The 12,084-nt window shown below is 62.4% G+C and carries 17 protein-coding genes, 1 tRNA gene and 1 pseudogene; 11 read left to right on the plus strand and 8 right to left on the minus strand.

Annotated elements, in window-relative coordinates; translation table 11 throughout:
• On the plus strand, positions 1-211 hold a 211-nt coding region (locus RMO18_RS00555; RefSeq protein WP_309663290.1), incomplete at its 5' end, for an AI-2E family transporter.
• 302 nt (positions 212-513) lie between these two features.
• Here RMO18_RS00555 and RMO18_RS00560 read toward each other — a convergent pair.
• Together RMO18_RS00560 and RMO18_RS00565 are read right to left on the minus strand one after the other, a co-directional pair.
• Positions 514-822, minus strand: coding sequence for an OST-HTH/LOTUS domain-containing protein (locus tag RMO18_RS00560; RefSeq protein WP_309663306.1), 309 nt, complete (start codon positions 820-822; stop codon positions 514-516).
• 126 nt (positions 823-948) lie between these two features.
• Positions 949-1,311 (minus strand): annotated as a pseudogene (locus RMO18_RS00565) (NYN domain-containing protein); the annotation flags it as partial.
• Between the two features lie 316 nt (positions 1,312-1,627).
• Here RMO18_RS00565 and RMO18_RS00570 point away from each other — a divergent pair.
• The 3 genes from RMO18_RS00570 to hisH all read left to right on the plus strand — a co-directional run bounded on the left by RMO18_RS00570 (position 1,628) and on the right by hisH (position 3,680).
• Positions 1,628-2,128: a dienelactone hydrolase family protein gene (locus tag RMO18_RS00570; RefSeq protein WP_309663291.1), complete on the plus strand. Its 501-nt coding sequence runs from the start codon at positions 1,628-1,630 to the stop codon at positions 2,126-2,128.
• A gap of 250 nt (positions 2,129-2,378) precedes the next feature.
• The gene (gene hisB / locus RMO18_RS00575; RefSeq protein ID WP_309663292.1) at positions 2,379-2,963 is read left to right on the plus strand and encodes an imidazoleglycerol-phosphate dehydratase HisB; all 585 of its coding nucleotides are present in this window, start codon (positions 2,379-2,381) and stop codon (positions 2,961-2,963) included.
• A 78-nt stretch (positions 2,964-3,041) separates the two neighbouring features.
• Positions 3,042-3,680 (plus strand): imidazole glycerol phosphate synthase subunit HisH, encoded by a 639-nt coding sequence (hisH, locus tag RMO18_RS00580; protein WP_309663293.1) that lies wholly within the window; start codon positions 3,042-3,044, stop codon positions 3,678-3,680.
• A gap of 72 nt (positions 3,681-3,752) precedes the next feature.
• On the opposite strand, the gene RMO18_RS00585 is transcribed toward hisH, so the two are convergent.
• From RMO18_RS00585 to RMO18_RS00595, 3 genes are all read right to left on the minus strand, one after another.
• Positions 3,753-3,971: an Ada metal-binding domain-containing protein gene (locus tag RMO18_RS00585; protein WP_309663294.1), complete on the minus strand. Its 219-nt coding sequence runs from the start codon at positions 3,969-3,971 to the stop codon at positions 3,753-3,755.
• Entirely contained in the window at positions 3,953-4,837 is an 885-nt protein-coding gene (locus tag RMO18_RS00590) for a DMT family transporter (RefSeq protein ID WP_309663295.1), read from the minus strand. The genes RMO18_RS00585 and RMO18_RS00590 overlap by 19 nt, the downstream gene beginning before the upstream one ends.
• A gap of 62 nt (positions 4,838-4,899) precedes the next feature.
• Positions 4,900-5,292 carry a DUF2147 domain-containing protein gene (locus RMO18_RS00595; protein WP_309663296.1) on the minus strand — a complete coding sequence of 131 codons (393 nt, stop codon included), beginning with the start codon at positions 5,290-5,292 and terminating at the stop codon, positions 4,900-4,902.
• 143 nt (positions 5,293-5,435) lie between these two features.
• Here RMO18_RS00595 and hisA point away from each other — a divergent pair, with 143 nt between their 5' ends.
• The 3 genes from hisA to RMO18_RS00610 all read left to right on the plus strand — a co-directional run bounded on the left by hisA (position 5,436) and on the right by RMO18_RS00610 (position 7,328).
• Positions 5,436-6,188, plus strand: coding sequence for a 1-(5-phosphoribosyl)-5-[(5-phosphoribosylamino)methylideneamino]imidazole-4-carboxamide isomerase (hisA, locus tag RMO18_RS00600; protein WP_309663297.1), 753 nt, complete (start codon positions 5,436-5,438; stop codon positions 6,186-6,188).
• Between the two features lie 67 nt (positions 6,189-6,255).
• The gene (gene hisF / locus RMO18_RS00605) at positions 6,256-7,017 is read left to right on the plus strand and encodes an imidazole glycerol phosphate synthase subunit HisF (RefSeq protein ID WP_309663298.1); all 762 of its coding nucleotides are present in this window, start codon (positions 6,256-6,258) and stop codon (positions 7,015-7,017) included.
• Positions 7,014-7,328: a phosphoribosyl-ATP diphosphatase gene (locus RMO18_RS00610; RefSeq protein ID WP_309663299.1), complete on the plus strand. Its 315-nt coding sequence runs from the start codon at positions 7,014-7,016 to the stop codon at positions 7,326-7,328. Before hisF ends, RMO18_RS00610 begins: the two co-directional genes overlap by 4 nt.
• Positions 7,329-7,342: 14 nt before the next feature.
• On the opposite strand, the gene RMO18_RS00615 is transcribed toward RMO18_RS00610, so the two are convergent.
• Both RMO18_RS00615 and rlmB read right to left on the minus strand, forming a co-directional pair.
• Complete coding sequence (locus RMO18_RS00615; RefSeq protein ID WP_309663300.1) at positions 7,343-7,753, minus strand: CoA-binding protein; 411 nt, start codon at positions 7,751-7,753, stop codon at positions 7,343-7,345.
• 170 nt (positions 7,754-7,923) lie between these two features.
• Complete coding sequence (gene rlmB, locus RMO18_RS00620) at positions 7,924-8,712, minus strand: 23S rRNA (guanosine(2251)-2'-O)-methyltransferase RlmB (protein ID WP_309663301.1); 789 nt, start codon at positions 8,710-8,712, stop codon at positions 7,924-7,926.
• Positions 8,713-8,867: 155 nt separating this feature from the next.
• Between rlmB and RMO18_RS00625 the strand changes: the two genes are divergently transcribed.
• Together RMO18_RS00625 and RMO18_RS00630 are read left to right on the plus strand one after the other, a co-directional pair.
• Positions 8,868-8,951 (plus strand) — tRNA-Tyr (locus RMO18_RS00625).
• A gap of 139 nt (positions 8,952-9,090) precedes the next feature.
• Positions 9,091-9,741: an N-6 DNA methylase gene (locus tag RMO18_RS00630; protein WP_309663302.1), complete on the plus strand. Its 651-nt coding sequence runs from the start codon at positions 9,091-9,093 to the stop codon at positions 9,739-9,741.
• A gap of 5 nt (positions 9,742-9,746) precedes the next feature.
• Here the strand turns inward: RMO18_RS00630 and RMO18_RS00635 are convergent, their stop codons facing one another.
• On the minus strand, positions 9,747-10,613 hold the full coding sequence (locus RMO18_RS00635; RefSeq protein ID WP_309663303.1) for a hypothetical protein: 867 nt from the start codon (positions 10,611-10,613) through the stop codon (positions 9,747-9,749).
• Positions 10,614-11,184: 571 nt separating this feature from the next.
• On the opposite strand from RMO18_RS00635, the gene RMO18_RS00640 reads away from it, so the two are divergent.
• A complete protein-coding gene (locus RMO18_RS00640; RefSeq protein ID WP_309663304.1) occupies positions 11,185-11,436 on the plus strand; it encodes a helix-turn-helix transcriptional regulator in 252 nt (83 codons plus the stop codon).
• 246 nt (positions 11,437-11,682) lie between these two features.
• Positions 11,683-12,042 carry an IS66-like element accessory protein TnpA gene (tnpA, locus tag RMO18_RS00645; RefSeq protein ID WP_309663305.1) on the plus strand — a complete coding sequence of 120 codons (360 nt, stop codon included), beginning with the start codon at positions 11,683-11,685 and terminating at the stop codon, positions 12,040-12,042.
• Positions 12,043-12,084: the final 42 nt, after the last annotated feature.

Below are 12,084 nucleotides of genomic sequence, written 5' to 3' on the forward strand. Positions count from 1 at the left end.
AGTCGTTGGCAGCATCGACAACATCTTGCGGCCGATGTTCGTCGGCAACCGTCTGCGCCTGCATACCATTCCTGCGTTCATTTCCATTGTCGGTGGTCTGCTTCTGTTCGGCGCGCCGGGCTTTATCCTGGGCCCCCTGGCTGGGACGATAACCATGCTGCTTGTGGAGATATGGTTGCGGCACGAGGCATCAAATCATACCACCGACTGATGATTGGGCATCTTTGCAAGAGCAGAGATTGAGTAACCTATGGGTTGTGACAAGCTATTGGCAAAGCTGATTTTTTATTGTGTGTGAACGCTTGGATGCCACAGAAGGTTCGACCGCAGTCGCGTTCCCTCCCCCGAATGGCTCGTTCGGTTGCACCGACAGAACTGCGGATAGGTCCGGACAACCGCTCATTGTCGCTCGCTTCGGAGTCGGCCCATCGCGGTCACTCAAGATTGTCTTTCACCGCGTCGCAGCACTCCGCATACCTGCCATTGACGAAAATTGCAGCGAAGCCCGTCGATCTAAGTTTTTCGGGCCGAAGTGTTGCCAGCTTTAAGTCGGACACGGACAACGGTCGGGTTCTCCCCGACGCGTTCCACCTCAGCGATGCCCGAAGCTTCCACCAGATTCGTTAGCCGTGGAAATCCATAGTTGCGGGCATCGAAGTCTGGAGCTTGCTTGGCCAGATGTGCCCCGACTTTCGCGAGATTTGCTTGTCCATCTTCCTCGGCTGTCGCGCGGATCGCCATTGCGAGCATTTCGGTCGCAGCGGCGTCGAGCGTGGTTTTCGCGGAGCCCTGCCTTTGAGGAGGTGTCTCGAGAGTTGCCACTAACCCCTTACTTCTATTTTCCAAGGCCACCTTCTGATCTGTTCCGGGCGCAATCAGGACATCGAAATAGACAAACTTGTCGCAAGCCGTGATGAAGGGGCGAGGTGTCTTTCGTTCACCAAAGCCATAGACTGTTACGCCTTGTTCCCGGACGCGGGCCGCAAGACGGGCAAAGTCGCTGTCGCTCGAGACGATGCAAAACCCCGAAAACCGCCCGGTTTAGAGCAGATCCATCGCATCAATGATCATCTCACCATCGGTCGCATTCTTGCCGGTGGTGTAGGCAAACTGCTGAACCGGCTGAATCGAGTGCTCAAGCAGACAGTCCTTCCAGCCATTGAGGTTCGGCTTGGTCCAGTCACCGTAGATCCGCTTCACGCTCGCCATGCCATAGTTCGCGATCTCCGCCAGCAATCCACCGACAATCTTGGGTGACGCGTTATCGCCGTCGATCAGCAGCGCCAAGTTCTGGTTGTGCTCATTTGGCATCGTTATCCCCGCTGAGTTCCTTGAACACCATTTGGCAGGGACGACAGGAAGTTGTCCATGGGCACGGTCAGCCTCGGCCCATAGCAGTCACTCAGCCCTGATGGGATGCCGCAGTACGGTTTCCGCGATCCGGCCATTCATCTGTGCCGCAGCATTTTTGCTAAAGCGTTGTTGGCTACACGGCCGTTCGGCCAGTCCTGCTGCTGCGGTGCATCATCCCCAGATCAGCCGTTCATACACCACGCAGCATCTTGCAGCCTCAAACGACAGCACTGCGGACGTTTTGCCGTAGAAGTCAGTACCCTTTCGAATGGAGATGAAAAGGGTTCTGCCGCGAGGCTACTCCACAATGAACCGGCCCATCACCTCTTCGCGCAAGTGCGGGGGGACCCGCACGATCACCTTCGAGAACGAAGGGGCCACGCTGTCCGTCACGCTCTACCTGCCCGCCGACTACGACGGCGCTAAGCTGCCGACGGTCGTCGTGACCGGTGCCTGGACCTCGGTTGAGGAGCAGATGCCCCGCGAATATGCCGAAGAGATGGTGGAGCGTGGCTTTGCCGCCTTCACCTTCGACTTCCGCGGCTGGGGCAAGTCGGGCGACCTGCCGCAAAACGTCCGCTTCAAGGAAGACCCGGCGGCCAAGACCAGCGATCTGCGCGCGGCCTTCGAGACGGTCGCGACGCTGCCCGAGGTCGATCCGGCCAACATCCACGGGCTCGGCATCTGTGCCTCGGCTGGCTACATGGTCGATGCCGCCTCGGGCAATCCGCTTGTCAAGTCGGTCGGTCTCGTGGCCCCCTGGCTGCAGAACTAGACCATCGTCGAGGCGGTCTACGGCGGTGCCGAAGGAGTGGCCGGTCTCCGATCCCTGTCCGCCGAAGCTGCCGGCACGCCGGGCGGGGTGGTCATCCCGGCGGCGGGTGACGTGGGTGCGACCGGCGTGCTGATGCCCGCCTTTCGCGTCCAGGTCGCCCCGCCGCGGTGCGCCGACGCCATCCTGGCTAAGCCTGCTTCCCTTGGCACCACCATCGCCCTATAACCCCCTGCAAAGTCAGGAGAGACCGATGCGCAGCGCCAAGGTAACCCGCAAGACCGCCGAAACCGAAATTACCGCCTCCGTCACCCTGGACGGCACCGGCACCGCTTCGGTCAAGACCGGCGTCGGCTTTTTCGACCACATGCTGGATCAGCTTGCCCGCCACAGCCTGATCGACATCACCCTGCAGGCCAGCGGCGATCTGCACATCGACGATCACCACACCGTGGAAGATTGCGGCATCGCCTTGGGCCAAGCCGTTGCGCGCGCCTTGGGCGACAAGTCGGGCATCCGCCGCTATGGCCACTTCAACCTGGCGATGGATGACGCCCAGATCGCCACGGCCCTCGATCTCAGCGCCCGGCCCTTTCTGGTCTGGAATGTCACCTTCCCGACCACAAAGATCGGCAGCTTTGACACCGAACTTGTGCGCGAATTCTTTCAGGCGCTGGCCACCCACGGCGGCATCACCCTGCACGTCGACCATATCCACGGCTTCAACAGCCACCACATCGCCGAGGCCGCTTTCAAATCCGTCGCCCGCGCCCTGCGCATAGCCGTCGAACTTGATCCCCGCAGCCCCGGCATCCCTTCCACCAAAGGCGCCCTCTAAGCCCTTTCATCTGTCCTCAAATATCCCCGCCGGAGGCTCCCACGCCTGCCCCCGGCGCAGCGGCGCAAAGAGAAACCCATGCTTACCGTCCTCGTCGATTATGACAGCGGCAATCTGCACTCCGCCGAAAAGGCATTTCAACGCATGGCGGCCGAGGTCGGCGCGGGGGGCATCCTCGTCTCCTCGCGCCCAGAAGATGTGGCGCGCGCCGACCGCATCGTGCTGCCCGGTGATGGTGCATTTCCCGCTTGCCGTCAGGCCTTGGGCGCATACGGCGGCCTGTTCGAAGCGATCGAAGACGCCGTCACCCATCGCGCCCGGCCCTTCCTTGGCATCTGCGTCGGCATGCAGATGATGGCCACCTTAGGGCGCGAGTATCAAGACACCCCCGGCTTCGGCTGGATCGGCGGCGAGGTGATCAAGATCACCCCGTCCGATCCGGCGCTGAAAGTCCCGCATATGGGCTGGAATGATCTGGTGATCGACCAGCCGCACCCGGTGCTGGCAGGTATCAAAACCGGCGATCACGCCTATTTCGTGCATTCCTACCATTTCCGCGTCGATACTCCGGCGCACCGTCTGGCGCACTGTGACTATGCCGGCGACATCACCGCCATCATCGGACGCGACACGATGGTCGGAACCCAGTTCCACCCGGAAAAGTCCCAGGCCGCCGGCCTGCGCCTCATTGCAAATTTCCTGCAATGGAAACCCTGACATCATCGAAAGTGACACTTAGCTTGTGATAATCGAACATTCAGGTCGAGTGCTCCCCTCGTCAAACCCGCGTCACTGCGGCAGTTCCGGCTTACAGCGTTTGCAGGTCCGAAAACCCTCAGCCAGCGCCAGCTGAAGGTCGAAGTAGAACCGCACATTGCGTCGCAACGGCCGCGCCGGACAGCCGCTGCGGCAGACGATGCCGGTGGTCACCACCGCAAACACCCCCGCGCCCGGTTCTCGCGCCAACAGCTGCGCCCATTCCGCATCGCTCAACGCCCGGCCAGCCATCGCACCATCCTCCCGTCAATCGCCATCAGCCCCGCAAGAATCAACGCGAACCCCGCCACATCCTGTAGTAACAACCGCTCTCCCAGCACCGCCCAGCCCATCGCCGTGGCACTGACCGGGATCAGAAAGGTGACCAGTGAAAGGTTCGTCGCTCCCGCACTTGCCAACAGCCGGAAATACAGCACATACGCCAGCACGGTCGACACCCCAGCCAAGCCGACCATGGCCGCCACCGGGCGCAGGCCCGGCCAGCCCATGGTCCACGGCGCATCGACCCACAACCACACCGGCAGCAGCAAAAGACTGCTGGACGCCACTTGCCCAAAAGCCGTGACCAATGGTGCCACGCCACGCGCCCGGAACCGCCGCCCCCAGACGCTCGCCACCCCGTAAGACAGCGCCGCCAGCAGACAGGCCAGCATCGCCACGACTTCACCACCCAGGCCCTCAGCTGCCAGCATCACCACCACGCCGGCAAACCCCAGCCCAAGGCCCGCCGCCTTGGTGCCGGTGATCCGTTCATCCGCCGTCGCCACATGCGCCACCAGCACCGTAAACAGCGGCGTCGTGGCATTCAGCACCGACGCCAGCGCCCCGGTGATCTGCCCCTGCGCAAAAACGAACAGCGTGAACGGAACCGCGTTGTTCAAAAATCCCATCACCAGCAGCGCAGGCCACAGCCCGCGCCCCGGAAACGGCACCCCGGTCGCCCACAGCAACCCGGCCAGGATCACCGCCGCCAGCGCCACCCGGACCCAGACGATAGTCAGGGCCGGCAGGCCGGTCAGCGCCACCTCGACAAAAAAGAACGATCCTCCCCACAGAATGGAGAGGATCAGCAGTCGTATCCAATCGGCTCGGGTCACGGCAGTCTCCTTTGCCGTAACCCTATGCGGACGCGGCGCGCGCCGCGACCCGATCCTTGCGCTTACTTCACCCGTTCCCAGGTGCCGCCATCGCGGCAAATCCCCAGAACGCAGCCCTTCACGGCCAGCGCATTCCCGGTCAATTGCATTTCGGAATTGTAGGTCTTGTCACGGTCGGGCGACCAGACCTTGCCATCGTCATAAACGCCGTTGCCATAGGCAACCATGTCCCAGATGATCTGCTTGCCGATGTTGTCGCTTGCGATTTCAGCGCCGGTCGCATCGAAGGCCTTGATCAGCGTGCCGCAAAACGCCGGGCCGCAGGGTTTGACCTCGACAAAGCCGAATTTGCCGTCGTCATCCGGTTTGGTTTTCCACACGCCTTCCAGCGGGTCGCCTGCAAAGGCAGCCGTCCCGGTCAGCACCAGCACGGCGCTCAGAATCTGACGTTTCATAGGGGTTCCTCCTCCCAAAACTCACTCTGAGAAATCTTTCGGATCGTTCTGTCACCCGATCAAGTGTTACGTCGGGTCGCGACCCACTTGGCATTGCGCTTTGCCCGTGCCAAAGACCGCCACATCCCGACGGAAGGCCCGCCATGATCCTGTATCCTGCGATCGATTTGAAAGACGGTCAATGCGTCCGCCTGTTGCGCGGCGACATGTCCGCCGCAACCGTGTTTGGCGATGACCCGGCGGCGCAAGCCCTGGCGTTTCAGGCGGCAGGTTGCGAATGGCTGCACCTGGTCGATCTCAACGGTGCTTTTGCAGGGAAACCGGTGAATGGCGCGGCGGTCGAGGCGATCCTCAAGGCCGTCAGCGTGCCTGCGCAGCTTGGCGGCGGCATCCGCGACATGGCCACCATCGAGATGTGGCTGACCCGCGGCCTCGCCCGCGTGATTCTTGGCACCGTCGCGGTAGAAAACCCGGGCCTCGTGCGCGATGCGGCAAAAGCCTTCCCTGGCCAGATCGCCGTTGGCATCGACGCGCGCACCGGCCGCGTTGCCACCAAAGGCTGGGCCCTCGAGACCGACATTCAGGCCACCGACCTCGCCCGCAGCTTCGAAGACGCCGGTGTCGCCGCCCTGATCTACACCGACATCGACCGCGATGGCGCGATGGGTGGCCCCAACATCGCGGCAACCGAAGCCCTCGCCCGCGCCGTCTCCATCCCCGTTATTGCCAGTGGCGGCGTGTCGTCAATGGCCGACCTTCTGGCCCTGCGCGACACCGGTGTCATCGCGGGTGCGATCTCCGGCCGCGCCCTGTACGACGGCGCGATTGATCTGGCCGCAGCCCTCACCCGGTTGCGCGCCAGCCCTTCCTCTTCGCCAAATATCCCGCAGGAGTGAGCGCGCAGCGCGAGGGGGGCGCGCCGCCCCCCTTTCGCCGCCAGCCATTGATCGCTAGGGTGATCGCATGCTCAAGACCCGCATCATTCCCTGCCTTGACGTGGCCAATGGCCGGGTGGTCAAAGGCGTGAACTTCGTTGATCTGATCGACGCCGGCGATCCGGTCGAAGCGGCGCGCGCCTATGATGCCGCCGGCGCGGACGAGTTGTGCTTTCTCGACATCATGGCAACCGAAGACAACCGTGCCACGATGTATCATCTGGTCACCCGCACCGCTGAGCAGTGCTTCATGCCGCTCACTGTCGGCGGCGGGGTGCGCACGCCCGAAGATGTGCGCAAACTCCTGCTCGCCGGGGCCGACAAGGTGTCGTTCAACTCTGCCGCCGTTGCCAACCCTGACGTGGTGGCCGAGGCGGCCGACCGTTTCGGCAGCCAATGCATCGTGGTCGCCATCGATGCCAAGACCGTGGCCCCCGGCCGCTGGGAGATTTTTACCCATGGTGGCCGCCGTGCCACCGGTATCGACGCGCTGGACTTCGCCCGCACCGTTGCGGCCAAAGGGGCTGGCGAGATACTGCTGACCAGCATGGACCGTGACGGCACCAAGCAGGGCTTCAACCTGCCGCTGACCCGTGCCGTCGCCGATGCGGTGACGATCCCGGTCATCGCTTCAGGCGGGGTCGGCACGCTCGACCACCTTGTCGAGGGTATTACCGAAGGCCACGCCTCCGCCGTGCTCGCCGCGTCGATCTTTCACTTCGGCACCTTCACCATCGGTCAGGCCAAGGCCCACATGGCCGCCGCCGGCATTCCTGTGAGGCTGACATGACCACGCTTGACCGCCTAGCCGCCACCATTGCCGCCCGCAAAGGCGCAGACCCTGACAGTTCCTGGACCGCCAAGCTGCTGGCCAAGGGCCCGGAAAAATGCGCCGAAAAGTTCGGCGAAGAGGCGGTCGAGGCCATCATCGAAGCAGTCAAGGGCGACCGCACCCGCCTCACCTCCGAGGCCGCAGATGTGCTCTATCACCTGCTGGTGATGCTGGCCGCACGCGATGTGACGCTGGACGATGTGCTGGCGGAACTGGACCGGCGCGAAGGCACCTCGGGGCTGGCGGAAAAGGCCGCGCGCCACCCCTGAACGGCGATCCCGGGCTACAGCCCCAGCCGTGGGATCTCGATCGCCGGGCAGCGGTCCATCACCACCTGCAGCCCCGCAGCCTCGGCCCGCCCGGCAGCAGCCGCATCGATCACGCCCAGTTGCATCCAGACCACTTTCGCGCCCGCCGCAATCGCCTCATCCACCACCGCCCCGGCTTCCTCCGACCGCCGGAAAATGTCGACCATATCGACAGGCCCGACATCGGCCAAGCTGGCCCGCACCGTCTCACCCAAAGCCATTTGCCCGGCCAGCCCCGGATTGACCGGAATAACCCGGTAGCCCCGCGCCGCAAGATAGGCCGCCACCCGGTGGCTGGGCCGATCCGGCTTGGCCGACCAGCCGACCAGGGCCACGGTCTTCACCGTCGCCAGAATATCGCGGATTTTGGCATCTTCGTTCTGCATGCCACACCGAACCAGAAAAAGGCGCCCAAGCCAAGGGGCCGGGCGCCAAGTCGTGGAACGAGGGACAGTGAATTAAGGACGGGGGTTCCGGTCCCGTGCCTCACCATAATACTTAAGGACCGCGGTCCAAAGTTAAAGCGGCTGTCTCGCAATTGTGATCACGCGTACGTTCAGCGCCGTGTCGCTGCGTAAAGCGCCACCGCCGCCGCGTTCGACACATTCAGGCTGCCAAACGCACCCGAGAACGGAATGCACGCCAGCACATCGCAGGTCTCGCGGGTTTTCTCGCGCAGGCCCGGCCCCTCGGCCCCCATCACCAGCCCGATGGCCCGCCCACCGGCCCCGCCAACCGCCTGTTCCAGCGTAAGCTCTGCCTCGCCTTCAAGGCCGATCAGCACATAACCCATCGCCTTCAATGCTTCCATCGCGTCCGACAGGTTGGTTACCCGCAAATACGGCTGGCGTTCCAGCGCGCCGCTTGCGGTCTTGGCCAGTGCCCCGGTTTCCGGGGCCGAATGGTGGCGCGGCGCAATCACCGCCCGCGCGCCAAAAACCTCGGCCGACCGCAGCACCGCGCCCACGTTATGCGGATCAGTCACCCGGTCCAGCAGTACCACCAAAGGCAGTCCTTCGCCCGAAATGCACACCTCTTCCAGCGTGCCCCAATCCAGCGCCCGTACTTCCAGCGCAGCGCCCTGATGCACCGAACCCTCGTCGATCGGCACGTCAAAGCGGCGCGGATCGGCGATCTCCGGCTCCATCCCCGATGCGGCGACCGCCGCTTCCAGCTTGTCCAGCGCGTTCTTTGTCACCACCAGCCGCAGCTTTTCACGGTTCGGGTTCAGCAGCGCGTCGCGCACCGCATGAAGGCCGAACAGCCACAGCGTCTCGCGCGCTTCCGCCCTGCGACCGCGTTCCTTGTCGACCACCCAAGTCGGCTTTTTGGTGCCCGTTTTCATTGGCGCATTCCTTGCAGGTCGCGTAAAAATCCGGCCCGGACCCTGCAGCCATATTCCCCGTCAATGCAAGCCGAATTTCAGCCTGTCCGCACCTGCCATGCATTGTCGAACAACCCTTGACGCCCCCCATACCCTTGAGTAGACCCCTGCCCGGCGGGCGACGAGCTGCAAGGTGCGGCAGGGGACTGTAACTCCCCCGGGGCGACCCACGCCTGGTTCGATTCCAGGGTCGCCCACCATTTCTCGCCTTTTCAGGTGCTTGGCATTCTATGTTTCACAGTGCGCCGCACAAGTGAGACCTTTGACATGCGCATAGCTGCGTACCTAAGCACTTCTTGACACGGCATTTTCTACATCCAATGGCCTATCCCGAGTGATTTGCACCCTCTCGGCAGGCGAACCGATGTCATCACTGGCAAGTACCGCTGGGATGAATGGGCCGCACCGAAGGCCAACGGCAGCTTTGACCACAACGCCGCGATGATCGGTGACGACCTCATCGCCTTCGTTGACCAGAAGCTGTTGTCTTATCTTGCCGCCTTCCGCACCACGGCAACCGGCCCCCGGACCATCGAATACAAGATCGGCGAAGTCTTTACCGAACTTCGCAACAAGTTCCGCTCCGGCTACATCCTGCGCGACGTGCTGGAGGTACTGGACGGCCTCAACTTCAACACCCAAGACCAGCGCCACGAACTCTCGCAACTGTACGAAACCCGCATCCGCCGCATGGGCAACGCAGGGAGAAACGGGGGAGAGTACTACACGCCACGCCCCCTGATCCGCGCCATGATCAAGGTCATTGACCCGCAGATCGGCGAGACGATCTACGATGGCGCAGTCGGCTCCGCTGGCTTCCTCTGCGAAGCGTATGAGTACCTGCGGCCCAAGGCCCAGACCGCAGCTGACTATGAGAACCTTGCCCGCGTCCAGGTCAAAGCCAAGGTAACCTGTGCCGAAGCCGAGCAGAGCTGCCTGCCCGTGTCACCGGATCCAAGCTCGCGTGGCGTAGTCTTGCCGCCCTGCTGAAGAGGTTACTCTGTCTGGCCGAACGGGACGCCAACCTCGATCATGCGGCTCTCGTCCTTCAGGTCCGTATCGGACGCGATCATGACGGGGTTGGCCGAGCCGGGGATCCACGAGATGTTGCCATCCTCGAGAATCTCTATCCGATTTTGATGATAGATACCGACGCTAGGGAGGACGCTGATACCGTCTAGGCCGGCCGGAATGTCGAACGTCAGTGTGACCTCGCCTGCTTTCGTCTCCGGCGCGTATTCCTGAACGGAAGCGAAGATGCCGCGGCTCTGACCACTCGGCGTCAGGATCTGTCCCCAGATTGCGTAGGCGTAGCCCTCGACCATGTTCTCGTAGCCCACGACGACGTCGATCTTGCCGCCCTGTCCGTCGATCCGGTTGTCGCCGTCGGCCGCGTCCTTGACGGAGATGACGCTCACGCGCTGGATCGAGTGGACCTGGATCGCACGGTCCGGATCGGAGGCCTCGCCGGTCATTTCAACGAGAACGGTATCCGAGCCGGCCTCGCGCAGCAGGTTCCAAGTAACATAGTCGATATTGACGTCACCCTCGTTGCGGGGAACGGGAAGCGTCACGGACAGATCGGCGCCTGCCGTTTCGGCCGTGAACGGCGTATCGACCTTCTCGATCTCTTCTCTGGAAGCGGCGTCGATCAGGATGGTGGTCAGGATGTAATCCTTGTCCTGGTCCAGCCCGCCGATCGACAGGTCCTCGCGGGCCTCGCCACCGAGACGGGTGAAGAAGCGATTTTCGTCTTCCGCGTCGACCAGCTTGCCGGACATCGTGATCTCCGCAAGGGCACCGGAAGCCATCGCGGCCGTCATCGCGGCTGATGCGAGAAGCGTCTTGGTGGTGAATCTCATGCGGTACTCCTGTTTCACTTCTGCGATTCTACCAATCCGGTGGGTTTTGGAAGGGCAATTCGCTAACCCGACACTGTGCGGGGGGGGGTGAAGGGGGCCGCATGACTCTCGCAATTATGGCACGATTACGATACGCTTGACTGATACACATCAAGAGCGAGCCCTAATTTTGCGATACTGGTGCCGTCAGGATCGTGTGGGTGGTGCTGAAAAACGAGGTAGTCGACGAGGTATACCCGCTCCACCTCTCCCCAGCCTATCCAACTCCCGTCAGCAGTTATTTGTTCAAGGTTCAAGCTGGTAGGCCCGGTGGCAATCCTAAAGGTGTGACTGTCCAAGCTCTCCAAGCCCTGCTTCGTACTACGGGTGCCAAAGACGCACTCAACGTATGCCCTCGCCTCGCCGACAAGCAGGCCAGCGATCAGAATGCTCAGATATGACAGGGATTTCATGCTGAACAGACGTCCTCCAGCCGCAGCGAACACGATCGGTACGCGCCCGCGCAATATCCAGATTTTAGATAACCAGTTTCCAGATATACTTGAAGCCCCCATCTTGCATGGGTGGGCGGATGCCGAAGACACTTGGGGATGCGCGGCACGAGGCGTTGGTAGCTTTCCTCATAGCCAGACGGAAAGCAGCCGGGCTCACTCAGGTCGAGCTTGCGGCACGGATGAGGGTTTTCCAGTCGCACGTTTCGCGGATCGAAGGCGGCGAGCGTAGGATTGATGTTGTCGAGTTCATCAAGCTTGGGGAAGTTCTCAGCTTTGACCCAGCGACTGCAATCCGCGAGTTGATGGGTATCGAGGACGACGCCGGTTAAACTCTCACCTTGCGATACTAGCGTCGAGCCTGAGGGAGCCCCCCGCTGCCATCAAGTCCCCCTCCGCTCAGCCCGCCTCGGCAACGTGCACTTCGGGTGCCTCAGTTGGTCTCGCTCCAAGCGACGCATCGGTTCCAAAAATCGCAAATGGCTTGTAAGTCGTAAGCGTCCGGCGTGACTGCCCTGCTGCTGATAGAATGGATTTGATAGTGTCCGCTTTGGGTAGTGGACACTATGGGGTTCTGGGTGGTTCGGCGGACTAAGCGGCTTTGGACGGACGAGGAGAAGCGGTCGATCTGTTTCCAAACGGCTGCGCCCGGCGTTTCGGTTGCCCAGGTGGCGCGACGCTACGCGGTCAATGCCAACCTGATCTTCAAATGGCTGCGCTATCCCAAGTATCGGCCCGCGCCCGGAACGGGATCAGAGGAAGCCGGTTTGCGCTTTCTGCCGGTGGAGATCGTCGCGGAGGCGAAGGCACCGGTGGCTGTGCCTGCCGTCGTTGCGAACAACATCGAGATCGAGTTGTCGGGCGGTCACCGGATGCGGATCAGCGGCAGGTACGATCCCGAGGCACTGGCGCGACTGATCCGGGGGCTGACGGCGTGATCCCGGTTCCGGCCAACACGCGGGTCTGGCTGGCGGCCGGGG

Origin of the sequence: Tabrizicola sp., assembly GCF_031377265.1 — a bacterium.
In the GTDB taxonomy this organism is placed as follows: domain Bacteria; phylum Pseudomonadota; class Alphaproteobacteria; order Rhodobacterales; family Rhodobacteraceae; genus JAUYQR01.

What these genes read in the sequence shown, in the direction of transcription:
- RMO18_RS00570 (WP_309663291.1), top strand. Translation starts at nt 1,628, where the DNA reads ATGAAAAGGGTTCTGCCGCGAGGCTACTCCACAATGAACCGGCCCATC.
- hisB (WP_309663292.1), top strand. Translation starts at nt 2,379, where the DNA reads ATGCGCAGCGCCAAGGTAACCCGCAAGACCGCCGAAACCGAAATTACC.
- hisH (WP_309663293.1), top strand. Translation starts at nt 3,042, where the DNA reads ATGCTTACCGTCCTCGTCGATTATGACAGCGGCAATCTGCACTCCGCC.
- RMO18_RS00585 (WP_309663294.1), bottom strand. Translation starts at nt 3,971, where the DNA reads ATGGCTGGCCGGGCGTTGAGCGATGCGGAATGGGCGCAGCTGTTGGCG.
- RMO18_RS00595 (WP_309663296.1), bottom strand. Translation starts at nt 5,292, where the DNA reads ATGAAACGTCAGATTCTGAGCGCCGTGCTGGTGCTGACCGGGACGGCT.
- hisA (WP_309663297.1), top strand. Translation starts at nt 5,436, where the DNA reads ATGATCCTGTATCCTGCGATCGATTTGAAAGACGGTCAATGCGTCCGC.
- hisF (WP_309663298.1), top strand. Translation starts at nt 6,256, where the DNA reads ATGCTCAAGACCCGCATCATTCCCTGCCTTGACGTGGCCAATGGCCGG.
- RMO18_RS00610 (WP_309663299.1), top strand. Translation starts at nt 7,014, where the DNA reads ATGACCACGCTTGACCGCCTAGCCGCCACCATTGCCGCCCGCAAAGGC.
- RMO18_RS00615 (WP_309663300.1), bottom strand. Translation starts at nt 7,753, where the DNA reads ATGCAGAACGAAGATGCCAAAATCCGCGATATTCTGGCGACGGTGAAG.
- rlmB (WP_309663301.1), bottom strand. Translation starts at nt 8,712, where the DNA reads ATGAAAACGGGCACCAAAAAGCCGACTTGGGTGGTCGACAAGGAACGC.
- RMO18_RS00635 (WP_309663303.1), bottom strand. Translation starts at nt 10,613, where the DNA reads ATGAGATTCACCACCAAGACGCTTCTCGCATCAGCCGCGATGACGGCC.
- RMO18_RS00640 (WP_309663304.1), top strand. Translation starts at nt 11,185, where the DNA reads ATGCCGAAGACACTTGGGGATGCGCGGCACGAGGCGTTGGTAGCTTTC.